The sequence below is a fragment of the Sphingobacterium nematocida genome, assembly GCF_900168125.1.
Lineage (GTDB): Bacteria > Bacteroidota > Bacteroidia > Sphingobacteriales > Sphingobacteriaceae > Sphingobacterium > Sphingobacterium nematocida.
On sequence record NZ_FUZF01000006.1, the window covers coordinates 151,133 to 169,821 of the forward strand.

Sequence of the window (18,689 nt, forward strand, 5' to 3'; positions counted from 1 at the left end):
TTTATCAAGGCCTCCATAACGTGTTTTCTAACAACGTTATGGAGGCTTTTTTTATGGTGTAATATTGCGAAATGATACTTTGTGCATTTTTGTGACTGTTTGTTTCTGGTGTTGTTACATTGTAAATTAATTCAATCGGTTGTTTTTGCGCTTTTTTACGTGTTTTGTTTTATAAAAGGAGAAAAAAAATATAAAATGTTAAAAAGTCTTAAATCTATTATTTAACTTAGTACTAGTAACTTATAAATCTGAGATTATGGTATCCAAACTTTTACCAAAACAGCATGGCTGTAGGAAAAAGTCAATCTTGATGGCGGTGGCCATTGGGGTGATTGTGCCTGCAGTATCTTTTGCTAGTGGTAGAGAAGAGTCAAAAGTGACTCCATCCACTGGTGAATCATTTGTTTTTATCAAACAGCAAAAGGTGAGCGGTGTCGTCACGGGGCCTGATGGGCCAATTGTCGGAGCTACCGTCTCCGTAGTGGGCACATCAAGATCAACCATGACAGATGCTGAGGGGCGATTTAGCATTGAAGCTTCCAATGGTGCAACATTACGGGTCTCTTTCATAGGACTGACACCCAAGAATGTGATTGTTAATGATGTAACCATGAATATTGCACTGGGGACGGAGGATAATGCATTGGACGAGGTGGTTGTCGTAGGATATGGTACGCAACGGAGAGGAAATGTAACAGGTGCTGTATCAACAGTTAATGTGAAAGAGAATCTGCAGGGAAGAACTGTGGTAGATGTAGGCCGAGCCATTCAAGGTACTACTCCAGGGCTCACCATTACAGTGCCTAGCGGCGAGGTAGGGGCCGATCCTGTTATAAAGATTCGTGGGGCTATTTCATCGGTCAACGGCAGTAGCGCGCCTCTAATTCTATTGGACAATGTCGAAATACCTAGTATACAGTATGTGAATCCAGATGATATTGAGTCTATAACAGTTTTAAAAGATGCAGCAGCCTCGTCTATTTATGGGGCTAAAGCTTCCACTGGAGTTGTCTTGATCACGACAAAAACTGGTGCCGCGGGCAAAGCGAGTATTAGTTATTCCAATAATTTCTCGTTTCAAAATCTATACAAGAAATTTGAAATGGGGCAATTAAACGCATTAAAATATTCTATAGATGCACTAGAGCGTGTTGGGGGTACTGTATATGGAGCATTTTACTCGTTAGATAAACAGAGTTATGAAAAGGCGGTCGAGTGGGACAAGAAGTATGGCGGAACGTTGGGACCTAACGATCCAACAGTGTACGGTAGAGACTGGTATGTAGATCCTGCCTTCCCTACACGTAAATATGGTTTACGGACGTACGATCCTTATGATTATATGATTCGCGAGTGGGCGCCAACGAAGACGCATAATTTCTCATTGGGAGGTACTGCTGGAAATACCAAGTATTCCGCAACATTCGGAGCCGTGGATCAGGACGGTATGATTAAGCCTGGAGATAAAGATAAATTCACAAGGTATAACGCCGGTGTTAGAGTGTCTTCAGATATTACAGATTATCTTACCATGAGGGCAGGTATGATGTATTCTAGACGGATCAAAAGTTATCCATATGCCACAAACTCCACAACTGCGGACCCTTGGTTATATATGTACCGATGGAGTTCTTTATATCCGATGGGTTATGACGAGTTAGGTAATCCGATTCGGAGTCCTTGGAGTGAAAACGAATTTGCAAACGAAGCGTCCATGAAACGTAACTACTTGAATGCAAATGTGGGGACTACAATCAAGTTGAAATCCAACTGGAAGGTTGATGTAGATTACACTTACGCGAATGAAGACTATGGATGGAGGCGAAATGGAACAAAATTTACGGGAGCGAACAGTTGGGTTGCGGCAAGGCAACGTAAGGACGGAAACGGAAACCCTGTATATGTAAATTCCGATGGTGTTGTTGTTGGGGCATCTGAGCCAGGGGCAATATTGGCTTATGATCTTATCAACGAAACATACACCGCGAATGGTGGTAATCCAGATCATATCTATCAACGTTCTGAAAATGAGTATAAACATACGCTAAATGCCTTTACAACATATAATCTTACGGTAAATAATGATCATGACTTTAAGTTTATTCTAGGTTCTAACCTGGTCAGTAGTCATGGGGCCAATCATTGGAATCAACGTACCAATCTTTTGGATATTACAAATCCGCAGTTTAGCTTAGCTACTGGAGAAATGACCGGTGGCGGTGAAGAATTTTGGGAAGCTCAGCTGGGATATTTTGGTCGTGTAAATTATGCGTACAAGAATAAGTATCTTTTTGAGGGAAACCTTCGGTATGATGGATCATCAAAATTTCCAAAAGACTTAAAGTGGCGTTGGTACCCTTCAATGTCAGCAGGATGGGTAGTGACGGAAGAGAGTTTTATGGAACCATTAAAGGAAACATTAAATTTTTTAAAGTTTAGAGGGTCATGGGGGTCTATAGGTAACCAAGGAGTTCGTTCCGATCTATATTTGCCTAACATGGATCCAGTAGAGAGCACATGGGTAGCAGGTGGTGCAAAAGTTGTAGGAATTCCTTCTCCCGATTTAAGGTCTCGTGAGGTGTCTTGGGAGGATATCGAGACTTTAGATTTTGGAGCAGACGCACGGTTCTTTAATAATAAGTTGGGATTTGTGTTTGACTGGTATAAAAAATCAACAAACCATATGTTTGGTCAATTAAGTGGCGTGACTTATACCATAGGAGGTGCTCCACCTTTAATCAATACGGGTTCTTTAGTTACTAAAGGGTATGAGATAGCGGTTGATTTCAATCATCGTTTCGAAAATGGTTTGGGGATTAATCTTCGTGCCAACTTTGATGACGCTAAATCTAGGGTTTATAATTATACGAGCTCTCGTCTCACAACTTCACATTATGATGGTAAAGTATGGGGTGAGATTTGGGGTTATGAAACGGATCGCTTATATCAAACGGATGATTTTGTTCTCGATGGCAACGGTAAAGCCCAACTGGTGGATTTGACAACAGCTATGACCAAGTATAACACCAGTGGTGGTGGGAAAATGTACCTTTTGAAGGATGGGCCGAATGGAGAGAAGCCTATTTATCAGTCGCGATTAGAAAACTCGTCTACCTTTAATTTTGGGCCTGGAGATGTGAAGTTTAAAGACTTAAACGGAGATGGGGAAATCGATAATGGAGATGGTACGATTGATAATCCCGGTGATCGAAAGGTAATAGGGAACTCAACGCCTAGATTTAATTATGGATTTCGTATAGGTGCTGATTATAAAGGGTTTGATTTTGCCGTGTTCTTCCAGGGTGTTGGTTCGCGGCAAGTTTGGGGAAGTGGCTTTTTAGCGCAGCCAGGATGGCACGTTTCTGATGGAGCTATGCCGGCTGCCTTTGTTGATGATTATTGGACACCCGATAATACGGGAGCTTTTTATCCAGCGGCTTATAGTAATGGTGGTACAGCTGATATAAATAATATGCAGGTGCAGTCGAAATATTTGTTGGATATGTCTTATCTCCGGATCAAAAATATGTCTTTAGGTTATACTTTCCCTAAAGAGTGGACACAGAGAGCAAAGCTGACAAACGTACGGATATACACTTCATTAGAGAATTTCTTCACATGGGATAAATTACGTGGACTTCCTATAGATCCAGAAGAGGTTTCAGGGTATTCTATATTTAACGAAACAAATTATAATTCAGGAAGAACGGGGGTTGGGGTACCAACTTTTAAAAGTGCGTCATTTGGACTTCAGTTAACATTCTAAGTCGGTAATTATGAAAAAGATTTTATATACAATTATAATAGCATCTTCTACACTGCTGAGCTGTGAAAGTTTGCTTGATAGACCGGAATTAAATAAAGTGGTAGATTCTGAATCTACATTCTGGCGTAATGAAAGTGATATTCGGTTATTTGCCAATGATTTCTATTCCAATTATTTTGTGGGATATAATTCAGGATTTGGTACTGCGTATACACCGCTGACAGGATACAATTTTGCAGATGATTTCACTTCGCAGGGAGCACAGACCAATCTCTTGGGAACTTTACCTACCGGTGCGGGAGGAACGGCTTTAAGCAATGCAACATTGCGAACAACCTCAGTGTTACGATCTGAACACCCCGGGCCGAATTGGAATTTTTATTGGGTGCGTAAAGCGAATGTGCTTTTGAGTAGGTTGGAAAATTATACAAAAGCTCAAGTTTCTGAGGAGACGTTCAACCATTGGGCAGCTGTTGCACGGTTTTTTAGGGGGTATGAATATGCGAGGCTGGTTAGTAATTTTGGTGCGGTTCCTTATTACGATACGGAGGTCGATGTAAATAACCCAGATATGATGTATAAAAGTCGTGATGAGCGGGGAGTTGTCATGGATAAGGTGTATGATGATTTCAAGTTTGTAATGGATAACATGCGCTTGGATGATGGGGTGGGGTTTGTAAATCGATATGCAGCAGCAGCATTGATTTCAAATTTGATGCTTTTTGAAGGTTCATGGCAACAGTATCATGGTCTAGATGCGGCACGTGCAAAGAAATACTTGGAGTTTGCACGAGATGCAGCAGAATTGGTTATGAATAGTGGGAAATGGAACTTTACGAGTGATTTCAAATCTCTGTTCGCATCTGAAGATTTGGCTGCAAATAAAGAGGTGATTTTTTTTAGAAGTTACCTAGATGCTATAAAAATAACGCATGCTGTGGGTTCTTATAGTAACGGTACCGAATCTCAAGCCCGATCTGCAAACTTGGACTTGTTGAAAGATTTTATTTGTACAGATGGCAAAGTTTGGCAAAATTCCACAGTCGCTAATGCGTCAAATTTTAGAATGCAGAGTTTGGTTAAGACAAGAGATCCTCGATTTGAAGCTACTTTTATGGATACTATTAATACTGCGGCTTCAGGTACTTTTGCGTATGCACACAAATTTGCGGGAAGGGAAGCTTTGGGGTATATTGGGTCCGCTTATCCAGCAAAATGGGGTAGTAACACAAATACCAATGACGCCCCAATTGTACGCTTGGCCGAAGTGGTGTTGAATTGGATCGAAGCTAAGCAAATCCTTGCCGAGAATCATGGGGGAGGGGCGGTAACACAAGCTGATTTGGATAAATCTATTAATGCTATTCGGAATAGACCATTGGATGCCGCGGCTACCGCTAAGGGTATTCTGAAAACGGCTCCGTTATTATTGGCAAATCTTCCTAATGATCCGGAACGAGATGCAGATGTAACCGCTTTGATGTGGGAAATAAGAAGAGAGCGTAGAATGGAATTTGTATTCGAGTATGCTCGTATGCAAGATATCCGTCGCTGGAAAAAGTTAGATTACCTGAACTTTGTGTCCAATGATTATAAACGTGGACCTTGGATCATAGGAAATGTGGACCTTAGAGATAAGGCCAAACCCGGTAAAATCATTGCAACGTATAAAGACGTTCTTCAAGTTGAAAATGCCGCGGGACAAATTGTGACATATAACGGTACAAACGATGCGGCTATGGTTGGGTATTATGTGGTTCGCAATTTTGCCAACAGATTACCTGTACAACCACGTAATTATCTAGCTCCAATAAGCGAAGCATTAATTCAAGAATACAAGGATATGGGGTATACCCTATCTCAAACTGTAAATTGGTAAGACCTTGTTTTTATAATACATAAGTATGCCGTCACTTAGCGCTGAATAGTTTTCATCACTATGGTGACGGTATTTCTTTTGCAGATTTTAATTTTTACTATATATGACTTTCAGATTTTTAGCACTTTCCTTCTTTTCTTTTTTTGCAGTAACATTACTTTCTGCTCAAACTCCTTTCAAATTTGCTCAGGTAACGGATACCCACGTAGGTGGGCAGACCGGTGCTGATGACCTGCGGCGTACTGTAGCCGATCTCAACCAACAAAAGGGTATAGACTTCGTAATTCTCTCAGGAGATGTCACCGAGTTTGGTTCGGATGAGGAATTGGCATTAGCCAAACAGATATTGGATAGTCTGAAATTGCCGTTGTATATCGTGCCAGGCAATCACGATAGTAATTGGTCCGAAAGTGGAGCAAACTCCTTTCGGAAGGTGTTTGGAGGAGAGACTTTTTTCTTTGAACATAAGGGCTATCAGTTTATAGGTACGACCTCGGGTCCCAATATGCGGATGAGCCCGGGACAGATACCTCGTGAAAACTTAGTGTGGGTCGACTCGGTTTTTGAAGCAAATGCGGATCCAAGTAAACCTTTGATTTCAGTAAACCATTATCCTTTAGACTCTTCGTTGAACAACTGGTTTGAACTCATTGATCGCTTACAACAACGAAATGTACAATTGGCCTTATGTGGTCATGGGCATATCAATAAGCAGTACAATTGGGATGACATCCCAGGGGTGATGGCTCGTTCTAATCTTCGCGCTAAAGAGGATGTAGGAGGTTATAATATTGTGACGTTGACAGGAGATTCGGTGTATTTTCAGGTGCGTAAGCCAAATGTCGGTACAGAAAACTATTGGTTGAAGTTACCGCTCCGAAAAGTGTCTTTTAAGAGCCAATACGCACGTCCATCTTACGCCGTGAATACGAATACAAAAGCTAAGCTGGTTTGGGAATATCAAGACCATGGTGATATCGGTGCAGGTATTAGTTCGGATGGTAAGCGTATTTTTACAGCCAATACGGTCGGAGAGGTATATGCATTGGATCTAAACACCGGTCAAAAAATATGGTCATTTAAGACAGGGGGTAAGGTATATGCTACACCGGAAGTGTATAAGGGAGTTGTTGTGGTAGGATCTACAGATCATCATATTTACGGTTTGGATGCTACAACTGGTGCGAAAAAATGGGCAGTTAAAGCTAATAAAGCGGTGTTGGGATCTGCTTCAATAGCCAATGGAAAGGCGTATCTGGGCGATTCTGATGGAATTTTTCGCTGTATTCAAGTATCGGATGGACAGGTTTTGTGGGTGTTTGATGAAGTGAAAGGGTATGTGTCTACCAAACCAACAATAGCAGATGGGAAGGTGATATTCGGAAGTTGGCAAAATGGTTTCTACGCATTAGATCAGAATACGGGGGCTAAAGTGTGGGATTGGAGCAGTGGTGCGACTAATCGGATGTTTTCTGCAGCGGCATGTTATCCTGTCGTGGCTAATAATAGGGTTTTTATTGTGGCGCCGGATCGTTTCATGACGGCGCTGGATTTGAAAACAGGCCAGCAGGTATGGCGTGAGAAAAAGGATGATCTGAAAGTCCGCGAGTCCATGGGGCTTTCGCCAGATGGTAAGCTCGTGTTTGCCAAAACGATGGACGGAGAACTGATCGGTGTTTCTGTCTTTAAAAACAACATGAGTGTGGATTGGAAGTCGAAGTTGGATTTGCCCTACGAGCTTACTCCAACGGCGATTTATAGTAATAAAAAAGCAGTATTTGTCCCTAGTCACTCGGGGTTACTGTCTGCTGTGGAGCCTAATTCAGGAGAAGTGCTGTGGCAATACAAGATTTCAAATGGAATGATTAACCCACCGCTGCTGCTCAAGGATAAAATTATAGCTAGTACCATGGACGGGAAGATTGTGATGCTTCAGTATTAATAGTCGATTGTTAATGATTAATTGTGAATGCTATTCAAATGAGATTATTTAGTTTAACCTTTTATTTTATTCTCTTGTCCATGCTTGTGATAGGGCAAGAAAAGGCTTGGATACGGATCAATCAATTGGGTTACCTCCCCGAAGGGAAAAAGAATGCGGTTTGGGTGACTAAAGGGAATAACGATATTCGTTCTTACGAGGTGGTCAATGCCTTGAATGATAAAGTCGCGCTTAAAGGAAAGCTCAAAGATAATTTCGGTGCATATGGCCCCTTTAACAAAGGATATCGTATGGATTTTTCACGATTGACAAGTCCCGGCGAATATTATATACGCACAGATGACGGGACAGTATCGCCACGTTTTAAAATCGATAGAGATGTTTATAATGGAACTGCCGATTTCGCATTACGCTATATGCGACAACAACGCACCTTATTCAATCCTTATTTAAAAGACAGCTGTCATACCCATGATGGCTTCACCATGTATGCTTCCTCTGTAGGGATGCCCGATAGTACGCGTGTCGATGTTGGGGGAGGTTGGCATGATGCTTCTGATTACCTACAGTACGCCACCACGTCGGCCAATGCGACCTATCACTTATTAGCTGCTTACCGCGATTATCCAATGGTTTTTTCGGATGAAAAGCAGGCCAATGGATTGGATGGTAGAAATGGCATTGCTGATGTATTGGACGAAGCAAAGTGGGGATTAGACTGGTTAGTTAAGATGCATCCGGAACCGCATATCCTATTTAATCAAATTGCGGACGATAGGGATCATACTTCGTTAAGGCTCCCGGGACAGGACTCCTTGTATGGTAGAGGACATGAGCGGCCGGTATATTTTATCGATGGGAAGCCTCAACAGCGGGGCAAATTTTTGAATAATACGACTGGAACAAGTTCGACAGCCGCGAAGTTTGTCAGTGCATTTGGATTGGGGTACGACTTGCTCAAAACAGAAGATAGCGATTATGCTATCCTGTTGAAAGAAAAAGCGAAGACAGCTTATGATTACGCACACCTTATACCTGGTGTGACCCAGACGGTCTCTGTAAAATCACCTTACATATATGCAGAAGATAATTGGGTTGATGATATGGAGCTTGCTGAAGCGTGGATGTATAGATTACATACAGACAAGAAACATGTGGATTTAGGATTAAAGTACGCAATGACGGAGGCTATTACGCCTTGGATGGTTAGAGATACGGCAAATCATTATCAGTATTATCCATTTATTAATCTAGGACATTATGAGTTGGCCAAGGTGGCTGATGAAAATGGTAAGAAAGAGCTAATACAGTATTATAAACAGGGAATTGATGCGGTATGGAATAGGGCAAAGGAAAATGTTTTTTATCGAGGTGTACCTTTTATCTGGTGCAGCAATAACTTAACAACGGCATTTGCTATTCAATGCATTTGGTACAAAGAGCTATCTGGAGATACCCGATATGAAGAATTGGAGCAGGCTAATTTCGATTGGCTGTTCGGGGTGAATCCCTGGGGAACGAGTATGGTGTACGGACTGCCAGCAAATGGTGATACGCCAATAGATCCACACTCTGCATTCACCTTTTTGCATAAGTATCCCATTGATGGAGGGTTGGTAGATGGGCCGGTATATACAAATACCTATAAGAATCTGATCGGTATAAAATTAACTAAGCCGGATGATTATACCGATTTTCAGAGTGATCTGGCTGTTTATCACGACGATTTTGGAGATTACAGTACCAATGAGCCTACGATGGATGGGACAGCTTCTTTGGTTTACTTGCTTTCTGCAAAAGAAGCAGAAGCAAAAAAAAAACGACCGTCGGGTCGGAAATGAAAAGTAAGAAAATTACTGATCAATTTGGAGCCACTGTACGTGGAGATAGTACGATGCGTCAGGTCAGTCTAGTATTTACTGGAGATGAATTTAGAGAAGGATTGCCTGTTATTGCAGAAGTGCTCAAAAGTAAAGGTGTAAAAGCTTCCTTTTTTGTTACAGGACGATTTTTAGATGACAAAAAAAGTGCGCGAATAATCGGCAGGCTTATCAGACAGGGGCACTATATAGGTCCGCATTCGGATCAACACCTGCTGTATATGCCGTGGGAGGATAGAAAAAAGCTGTTGGTGACCAAAGATGAATTTGTGAAGGATATCAAAAGAAATATAGATCGGATTGAAGAGCTTGGAGGTAAAAAAATAGATAAGTTTATCCCGCCTTATGAATGGTATAATGCTGTGATCGTGGAGTGGGCTAAGGAGTTAGGGTTGGAAACTTATAACTTTACGCCTGGGTTAAGGACAGCTACAGATTATACATATCCAGAAATGGGGGATAGGTATTGGCCTACCGCACGAATTTTGGATCAGGTGTATACCTACGAAAAGCGTGGTGGTATAAACGGCTATATCATTTTAGTACACCTAGGTACAGACGACCGACGTGAAGATAAATTGTACAATAAACTGGGTGAATTAATTGAGGAGATTCGCTCAAAAAACTATAAATTCGTGGCACTGTAAAAATTATAGCTGCGTTTTTTTGCATGTTTTTCAAAAAAGTAGCATATTTACGAAATGTTACCAAGTATTACTATATTTTCGGAACCGATGATAAATACAACAGAGAAAGATTCTAATTACCAAGACCTCGACAAAATGTCAGTTCTTGAGTTGCTTAACAATATAAATAAGGAAGACAAAACTGTTCCTTTGGCGGTAGAGAAAGCAATACCACAGATTGAAGCCCTAGTAAAGGTAGCTGTGGATCGCATGAAAAATGGAGGAAGATTATTTTATATTGGTGCCGGTACGAGTGGGCGTTTGGGTATATTGGATGCTTCGGAATGCCCGCCAACTTATGGGGTTCCATTTGATTGGGTTATCGGTCTTATAGCTGGGGGTGATACTGCCATCCGAAAAGCTGTAGAATTTGCGGAAGATGATATGGAACAGGCATGGATCGATCTTGAAGAGTATGCCGTCAATTCTAATGACGTGGTGATCGGAATTGCAGCGTCTGGAGGTACTCCTTATGTGATCGGGGGATTAGAGAAAGCGAATGAAAAAGGTATAGCTACCGGTTGTATTGTATGTAATGGAAATTCGCCGATAGCAGCTCGTGCCCAATACCCGGTTGAGGTGATTGTGGGGCCTGAGTTTGTTACAGGATCTACACGAATGAAGGCTGGAACAGCACAAAAATTGGTGCTTAATATGATAAGTACTTCGGTGATGATACAGTTGGGTAGGGTCAAAGGAAATAAAATGGTCGACATGCAGTTGTCAAATCATAAACTGGTCGCTAGAGGAGTGCGTATGGTTATGGCAGAGACTGGAGCTGATGAGGATACCGCTACAACGCTACTGGAAGAATTTGGAAATGTGCGCAAAGCGATAGAGGCTTTTAGATCGGAACACCAGCTATAACAAACACCTAAACATATGTCACCTATTATTTTATTATCTTTTTTAGTTGTCTATTTCGCCGTACTGCTGGCTGTGGCGCATTTTACTTCCAAGGGATCGGCCGACAACTCCACTTTTTTCGTTGCTAATCGCAATTCGAAATGGTACATGGTGGCTTTTGGTATGATCGGTACTGCGCTGTCCGGGGTAACTTTTATTTCCGTACCGGGCGCAGTAGGAGCTTCTAATTTTAGTTATTTTCAGTTTGTTCTGGGAAATGCTGTGGGCTTTGTGATTATTGCCTATGTCTTGTTGCCTCTTTATTATAGAATGAATCTCACTTCAATCTATACGTATCTCGAAGAGCGATTTGGACACATGACTTACAAGACGGGAGCAGCTATATTTTTAGTGTCACGTACTATCGGATCGGCGTTTAGATTGTATCTGGTAGCGATTGTGCTTCAGCATTTTATCTTTGATGCCTGGAATGTGCCTTTTGCGATTACAGTTGTTATTTGTTTACTCCTGATCTGGTTATATACGAATAAGGGCGGTTTGAAAACTATTATTGTTACAGATACGTTGCAGACGACATTTTTGATTACAGCGGTAATTCTCTCTATCTATTTTATGGCCAAAGGTCTTGATTTTGGCGTAGTTGATACATTCGAGGCTGTTAAAGAAAGTTCTTACTCCAAAATTTTCTTTTGGGAAGATTTTGTAGGAAGTAAAGCTAACTTTTGGAAGCAGTTCTTGGGCGGTATATTTGTTACTATTGCTATGACGGGGCTTGATCAAGACTTAATGCAGAAGAATCTATCGATGGGTACGATAAAAGAAGCGCAAAAAAACATGATTACGTTTACTAGCGTATTTGTCGTCATCAATATTTTCTTTCTAGCAGTAGGTGCTTTATTGTATATCTATGCCGAGAAAAACGGAATTGATATATCCACATTGGCTACAAGAGATTACTTGTATCCAGAAATTGCACTAAATCATTTGGCTATTTTACCGGCGATCATCTTTATGATGGGATTGACTGCGGCGACTTTCGCTACGACGGACTCGGCGTTAACGGCGTTGACGACTTCTTATTGTGTCGACTTTTTAAATTTTAATAAAAAGGAAAACCCGAATGATCCAGCTTTAGTGAAAAAGAGAAATTTCGTCCATTTTGGGTTTTCGGTATTAATGCTTGTCGTTATTTTAGTATTCAGACTGATCAACAATGATTCTGTAGTAAACGCGATTTTTACGGCAGCTAGTTATACTTATGGACCTCTGTTGGGCTTATTTACTTTTGGGATGTTAACGAAACGTGCAGTCAATGACAAGCTAGTGCCTTATATATGTGTGCTATCGCCATTGATTTTGTTTTTGCTTAACACCTATGTGATATCGGTCTATACACCTTATGTAATAGGATTAGATTTGATAATCCATAATGGATTGATCACATTCTTGCTATTGCTTATGACATCGCCAGGAAGGGCGACAGAAAAAGCCTTATCGCACAAATAGTTTCGTTTTTTTATTGATGCGAGGGAAGACCTTCAAAACAAGTTTTTTAACTGTTTTGAAGGTTTTTTTGCATTATGACGTTTTTAGAAATCTTCTTTTTTAACCTTTAATAACAGCTGTTCTCCAAATAGAATTGATATTATAAGTATCTTTATCGTGGACGCTCTCAGAATACGTCTTAAAGAATACAATGTTTTTTTGATTATTATTAGAATATGTATCATTTAGTTGAAGACACAATAGCAGCAGTTCGTCGCAAAATAGGCGACTTTGTTCCTGAATTTGGGATTATATTAGGTACCGGATTGGGAAAGCTTGTTGACGAGATTGAAATAGCGCATCAAATCATGTATGCGAATATTCCTAATTTCCCTATCTCGACCGTTGAGTTTCATTCAGGTAAGCTTATCTTCGGTACCCTGAATGGTCGTAATGTAGTCGCTATGCAAGGTAGGCTACACTTTTATGAAGGGTATAATATGCAGGAAGTCACGTTTCCGGTACGTGTGATGAAGGGACTTGGGATTCAGAAGTTGTTTGTTTCAAATGCCTCAGGCTCCTTGAATCCTCAGATTAAAAAGGGAGATTTCGGCATAATCGAAGACCATATCAATCTATTGCCCGATAATCCGTTGAGGGGGTCGAATGACGAAAGTTTTGGGCCGAGATTCCCGGATATGAGTGCTCCCTACGATAAGACTATGACTGAACAAGGACTGGCTATCGCTGACCGATTAAGTGCAAAAGCACATCGCGTGGTATACGTTTCGACGCCAGGTCCAAACTTGGAAACACGAGCGGAGTATCGCTATATGCGTATTATAGGAGGGGATATTGTTGGCATGAGTACCGTTCCTGAGGTGATCGTTGCTAATCATATGGCGCTGCCTGTATTTGCTATTTCGGTAATTACAGATGAAGGATTCCATGCAGATCTAAAGCCTGTTTCTCTTCAGGAGATTGTTCGTGTAGCTGCAGCGGCAGAACCGAAAATGACGGCTATTTTAAAAGAATTGATTGCCATGCAGTAAAATCTAATTTATCCTTTATTTTTGCAGGTATATTTAAAATAGATTCATGAATAGTTGCTTACGTAGTGCCTTTGTTGTTTTAATACTCTTGCTGTCCTTTTTTAAGGGCGTGGCGCAGGAAGATGAAGGTTTTAGTAGTGCTTTGGATTCTGCCCGTGCATTGGAAGATAATAAGAAGGACTCGGTGGTTTTTTCGGCAAGATATGTCAGGTATGCTACGCTTAATATGCTGAAGTATGCTACATTTACGAAGCAAATTGATACCACACATCACAATTTTCAGTATTTCAATAAACAGAACCTGCCTTGGGATCCCAGTATAAACTTAGGCTCCTATGGTTTAGCGACACGTGATTTATTATTCACGCCGGATAAAAGTATAGGTTTTCAGCCCGGATTTCATGCTTTAGAGCGGTATCTGATCACTTCGGATTCGGTAAACTATTATCGGGCTCGGGCAAGATTTTCAGAGCTCTATGCTGTTGGATTCTTTTTTGACGACCAGGTTTTTAGAGCAAAGTTGGCCCAGAATATAAATCCGCATTGGAACATAGGAGCCGAATACCATGCTACAAATACAGATGGCTACTATTTGAATCAGAAGTATGCAGATCGTAAAGGAGCTGTTTTCTCTTGGTATGAATCGCCAAGCAGACGCTACAATATGATCACTAACTTTACATTCAACAAGTTGGATGCAACGGAGAATGGATCTATTATTAATGATACGGTATTTAGGGATAAAGATATTGGTGCATTGTATAGTGTGCCCGTCCGATTAACCGGGCAGCAAGCCAATAGGCCATATAATAAGTGGAATGATTATGGTGTCTTTCTAAGACAGTCCTATTATCTAGGACGGTTAGATACGTTGCATAATGGACAACCCGAAATGGAAATTCATCCAACTAATGCAATCGCGCACAATACTTCATTGCGTCAACGTAAGTATGTATTCTTCAAAAATGAATCGGATAGGGAGGGTGCATTTCCTTTTGGAACAGCACAATTGGTGCGTGATACGACCAGTATTACTACGATAAGCAATGAATTTACTTACTCTTTCTATCTCCGTAACAAGTCGTTGTTGAAAAATGAAGCAAAGTTGAACCTGGGTTTTCAAAATGACTTGATATGGTATAAAGATAGTCTCACGAGTGATTTTTTTCAAAATAGTACCGTGAAAGGCGAACTGACTTATAAATTTAGTGACCGTGTGAATGTACGAGTGGCCGGAGATCAAATTGTTGTTGGAAAGAACTTCGGTGACTTTTTATACGAGGCTAACGCTGATATAGAAATAGGTGATAAAATTGGGAAAATATCTTTAGGAGCTTATAGTCAGAACAAGTCTCCGGAAATGGTATTTGATAGGATGAACTATACGTATCATCAATGGTCGAACGAATTTGATAAGACTAAGACGCAGAATCTATCTTTTATGTACAGCAATAAGGTATTAGGTTTTAGTGGAAAAGCGGAGTATTTTCTAATGAACAAGTATCTTTATTTTAAAGAAGTTGATAATCCAGAAGGCGACGAGCGTTTGGACCGTGTCATTGCTCCTACACAAACAGGTAATCTGAATCTTTTGAAAGTGACCGTCGCTCAAAATTTCAAGTTTGGCGCCTTGAGTTTCGACAATAAGGTTGTTTACCAAAAGTCCGATGCAATGGATGTATTGATGACACCAGAGTTATATACGTGGCACAGTCTCTATTATAGCGGTTTTTGGTACAATGTTCTGGATTTTAGAATTGGTACTGACGTGCGCTTTAATACGCCGTTTAGAAGCCCTTCGTACGCTATTAATGCAGGCCAGTTTTATTATGATAATACCGGTATAGAGTTTTCTACTTATCCTATTGTAGATTTTTGGATTACGGCAAATATTCAGCGTGTTAATTTATTTGTGAGCAGTAATTTTACCAACCAATATATAGCACCTAAGGGATATTATACGGTCAGAAGATATCCAATGAACCCTGCTAATTTTAGATTTGGGGTTTCGTGGAAGTTTTATGATTAAAATTATCTGATTGTTTTTTAGTGTTTTGTGATATTAATAGTGAAAAACATTCATGAAATATTTTGAAAATAGAAATTTAGACCTATATTTGCACACGCAATCAGGGAAACAGATTGTGAGTTCTTAAAGATAAAAAAAACATGGAGAATTAGCTCAGCTGGTTCAGATCATCCCGACTAGTCGGGAGTGGTCACTGGACAAGTTCTCATTCTTATCATGTAAATATATAATGGAGAATTAGCTCAGCTGGTTCAGAGCACCTGCCTTACAAGCAGGGGGTCACTGGTTCGAACCCAGTATTCTCCACCATAGTCTCGGAGGATTAGCTCAGCTGGTTCAGAGCACCTGCCTTACAAGCAGGGGGTCACTGGTTCGAACCCAGTATCCTCCACACATAGAGCATCAAGTGATTGGTGCTTTTTTTTTACAAAAAGAAATAATTTTGGGGGTTTAGCTCAGTTGGTTTAGAGCACTACCTCGACAAGGTAGGGGTCACTGGTTCGAGCCCAGTAATCCCCACAAAATTAGCGAAGCATCAGATTACTGATGCTTTTTTGTTATAACTAAGATCTCCTCCTCTTGACTAAACACCACCTCTTTTTCTCGCACATTTATTTTAATCCTAACAAAGAAGTCTCCGTTTGACGATTTGTAGCATATATCTTCTCGCAGAGCTTCGGTAAAGTCGCGTGTAAGCAACTTATAGATAAACGAATTGTTTATACTCAGTCTAATTAAGACTTTATAATTTATTACATGAAGCTTTATCTACTACTTTTTTTATACTTTATTTCTTATTCGTACCTCACGGCTCAAATATCTTTATCAGGTAAGGTCTATTCTACCCAAGGCAAAGTACTGAGTCAGGTCAATATTCAACTCTTGTCACTTCCGGATTCCTCATTATCTATGGAACGGAAAAGTGACGAGGACGGTACTTTTACCTTTAGTTTTCATAAAGAAGGTGATTACGTTTTACTATACTCCTATCTAGGATATAGTACGTCTCTCAGTAAAAGTTATAAGATGGTTGCTGGAGATAAAACAATGGTAATGCCCGCTATGCTTTCTCCTGAGTCTGTCATGCTCGAAGAGGTAGCAATAAAGGGAAAGGTGCCCGCTGTCCGTCAATACGTAGACAAAATGGTTGTCGACGTGGAGGGAAGTGTCGTCAGTGAGGGGAATAATGTATTGGAGCTGTTGGAGAAAACTCCAGGTGTCGTATCGGATGGTAAGGGCAATTTTTCCATTCAGGGTAGAACTGGCGCTAACGTAAAAATTGACGGGCGTGATATTTATCTTTCGGGGACACAGTTGGCGGCCTTATTAAGGGGAATGCAGGCCTCAGATGTTGCTAAGCTAGAACTTATGGCAAACCCTTCTTCCAAAGAAGATGCTTCAGGGACCGCGGGAGTCATAAATATTGTGACGAAGAAAAACCGCAAGCTTGGATTTGGTGGGGATGTTTTTGCACGTGGCGGATATTCGCGTAGACCGGAGGGAAGTATCGGGGGAGGTGTTCATTTTAAAAATAGTAAAGTCAATACCTTTATGAGCGCTTCTGTCGGGTATGAGGAGTCTAAGGAGCGGCGCTTTACAGAAAATAAAATCCATAACAATGGACAGCTGAGTCGTATTCAAACTCAACTAGAAACGTCTAGATTAAATCCTGGGAGATACCATAGTCTTCGTACAGGAGCGACATTGGAAATAGATACTTCAAGTACAATAGAAGCAAGTATCAATTGGATTAAAGGGACATTTATAACTGTAGCAGATATAGAAACAAAAAATGAGTCAGCAGGACTGTCTACTTTAGCCAATACTTCAAATTCATTTAATGAAGGCTATAATAACCTAACATTTAATGTAAACTACAAAAGAAAGTATAGTACTGACGATCATTTTCTTAAGATCAATGTGGATTATGCCCCTCATACCAATAAATATGATAACATGTTCCAAACTCGATTCTTAGATTCAAAGCAGGAGCCATCTAACATATCTGCACGAAAAAATGTGCAAAACCTTAGTAATACCACCTATACGGCGCGGGCAGATTATAGTAAGCCCTACACCAACTCAAAGTTAGAATTGGGATGGAAGTTGAGCCATTTTTTTATAGACAACAATGTTCGGAATGATACCCTGTTCAAAGACCAGTGGATTATGGATGAAAAGAGCTCAAATGTATTTCAATATACCCAACATGTACAAGCCGGATATCTTATCTATTCCGGTAAAAAAGGCAGGTTTGAATATCAGGCTGGACTAAGAGGTGAGTATGCTTACATTCAGACAGCGCAAAAAACCTTGGAAAAAAAGAACAAGAATAATTATCTGGAGGTATTCCCTAATGCATTTGCGCTATATAATCTTAATGAAAGTAATTTTTTAAGAACATCTTTTGGTAGTCGTATTGAACGCCCGGTTGATCATGATGTGAATGTTTTTAGGGTATACGAAAATGCGTTTTCCTATTACCAAGGAAATGCGGAGTTAGAACCTGAACGCAGTTATATTGTAGAATTAGGGCATGGATTTAAAAACAAGCTCTTTACAACACTGTCAGCAGGGTATGGTAAAAATGTAATTACTTGGATTACAAGAGCTGCTGCAGAGCCAAATGTGACTTTCAGTACCCCCGAAAATATAGGACGCTTCGTTAATTATAGTGCTAGTGTGATGTATAATAGTTCATTTACTTCATGGTGGACAGGTTGTCATTATGTGAATGCATTTCACAATAGGTATTCTGGTTCTATTGATGCTGTTGACTTAGATTCCAAAGGAGCTAGTTGGTCTGCCAATTCTAAACACACCTTGCAATCGGCATGGGGAGTACGAGCAGAAGTGTTAGGATACTATAATTCTGGAATTACCACAGGGGTGCAACGAAAAGAGGCGACTTACGGTCTTGATTTGGCGTTAGAAAAAAAGTTGATTGCTGATCGGGCCATGATAAAATTAGCTGTGAATGGATTGATTCGAAATGGTAATCCAAGATACACCAGTGTCTATGATGGGTTGACATTATATAACTCAGCTTATCCAGATAATAGAAAAGTGCTATTGTCGTTAAGTTACCGGTTCGGTGCTTAAT

The 18,689-nt window shown here is 40.5% G+C and carries 10 protein-coding genes and 3 tRNA genes; all 13 read left to right on the top strand.

Annotation, left to right across the window (positions count from 1 at the left end):
- The first annotated feature begins 256 nt into the window (after nucleotides 1–256).
- The gene (locus B5X76_RS09135) at nucleotides 257–3,766 is read left to right on the top strand and encodes a SusC/RagA family TonB-linked outer membrane protein (RefSeq protein WP_079642799.1); all 3,510 of its coding nucleotides are present in this window, start codon (nucleotides 257–259) and stop codon (nucleotides 3,764–3,766) included.
- Nucleotides 3,767–3,776: 10 nt separating this feature from the next.
- Nucleotides 3,777–5,645 (top strand): RagB/SusD family nutrient uptake outer membrane protein, encoded by a 1,869-nt coding sequence (locus B5X76_RS09140; RefSeq protein WP_079642800.1) that lies wholly within the window; start codon nucleotides 3,777–3,779, stop codon nucleotides 5,643–5,645.
- Nucleotides 5,646–5,748: 103 nt separating this feature from the next.
- Nucleotides 5,749–7,587 carry an outer membrane protein assembly factor BamB family protein gene (locus B5X76_RS09145; RefSeq protein WP_079642801.1) on the top strand — a complete coding sequence of 613 codons (1,839 nt, stop codon included), beginning with the start codon at nucleotides 5,749–5,751 and terminating at the stop codon, nucleotides 7,585–7,587.
- A gap of 38 nt (nucleotides 7,588–7,625) precedes the next feature.
- Entirely contained in the window at nucleotides 7,626–9,428 is a 1,803-nt protein-coding gene (locus tag B5X76_RS09150) for a glycoside hydrolase family 9 protein (RefSeq protein WP_245801013.1), read from the top strand.
- Nucleotides 9,425–10,114, top strand: a complete 690-nt coding sequence (locus B5X76_RS22250) for a polysaccharide deacetylase family protein (protein WP_245801014.1) — start codon at nucleotides 9,425–9,427, stop codon at nucleotides 10,112–10,114. Before B5X76_RS09150 ends, B5X76_RS22250 begins: the two co-directional genes overlap by 4 nt.
- Nucleotides 10,115–10,201: 87 nt before the next feature.
- A complete protein-coding gene (gene murQ / locus B5X76_RS09155) occupies nucleotides 10,202–11,020 on the top strand; it encodes an N-acetylmuramic acid 6-phosphate etherase (RefSeq protein WP_079642842.1) in 819 nt (272 codons plus the stop codon).
- Between the two features lie 15 nt (nucleotides 11,021–11,035).
- A complete protein-coding gene (locus B5X76_RS09160; protein ID WP_079642802.1) occupies nucleotides 11,036–12,526 on the top strand; it encodes a sodium:solute symporter in 1,491 nt (496 codons plus the stop codon).
- Nucleotides 12,527–12,741: 215 nt separating this feature from the next.
- Nucleotides 12,742–13,557, top strand: a complete 816-nt coding sequence (locus tag B5X76_RS09165; RefSeq protein WP_079642803.1) for a purine-nucleoside phosphorylase — start codon at nucleotides 12,742–12,744, stop codon at nucleotides 13,555–13,557.
- 46 nt (nucleotides 13,558–13,603) lie between these two features.
- Nucleotides 13,604–15,586, top strand: a complete 1,983-nt coding sequence (locus B5X76_RS09170; protein ID WP_079642804.1) for a putative porin — start codon at nucleotides 13,604–13,606, stop codon at nucleotides 15,584–15,586.
- A gap of 231 nt (nucleotides 15,587–15,817) precedes the next feature.
- Nucleotides 15,818–15,895, top strand: a tRNA-Val gene (locus tag B5X76_RS09175).
- A gap of 7 nt (nucleotides 15,896–15,902) precedes the next feature.
- Nucleotides 15,903–15,977: transfer RNA gene (locus B5X76_RS09180), tRNA-Val, on the top strand.
- A 53-nt stretch (nucleotides 15,978–16,030) separates the two neighbouring features.
- A tRNA-Val gene (locus B5X76_RS09185) sits at nucleotides 16,031–16,105 on the top strand.
- A gap of 237 nt (nucleotides 16,106–16,342) precedes the next feature.
- On the top strand, nucleotides 16,343–18,688 hold the full coding sequence (locus B5X76_RS09190) for an outer membrane beta-barrel family protein (RefSeq protein ID WP_079642805.1): 2,346 nt from the start codon (nucleotides 16,343–16,345) through the stop codon (nucleotides 18,686–18,688).
- Nucleotide 18,689: the final 1 nt, after the last annotated feature.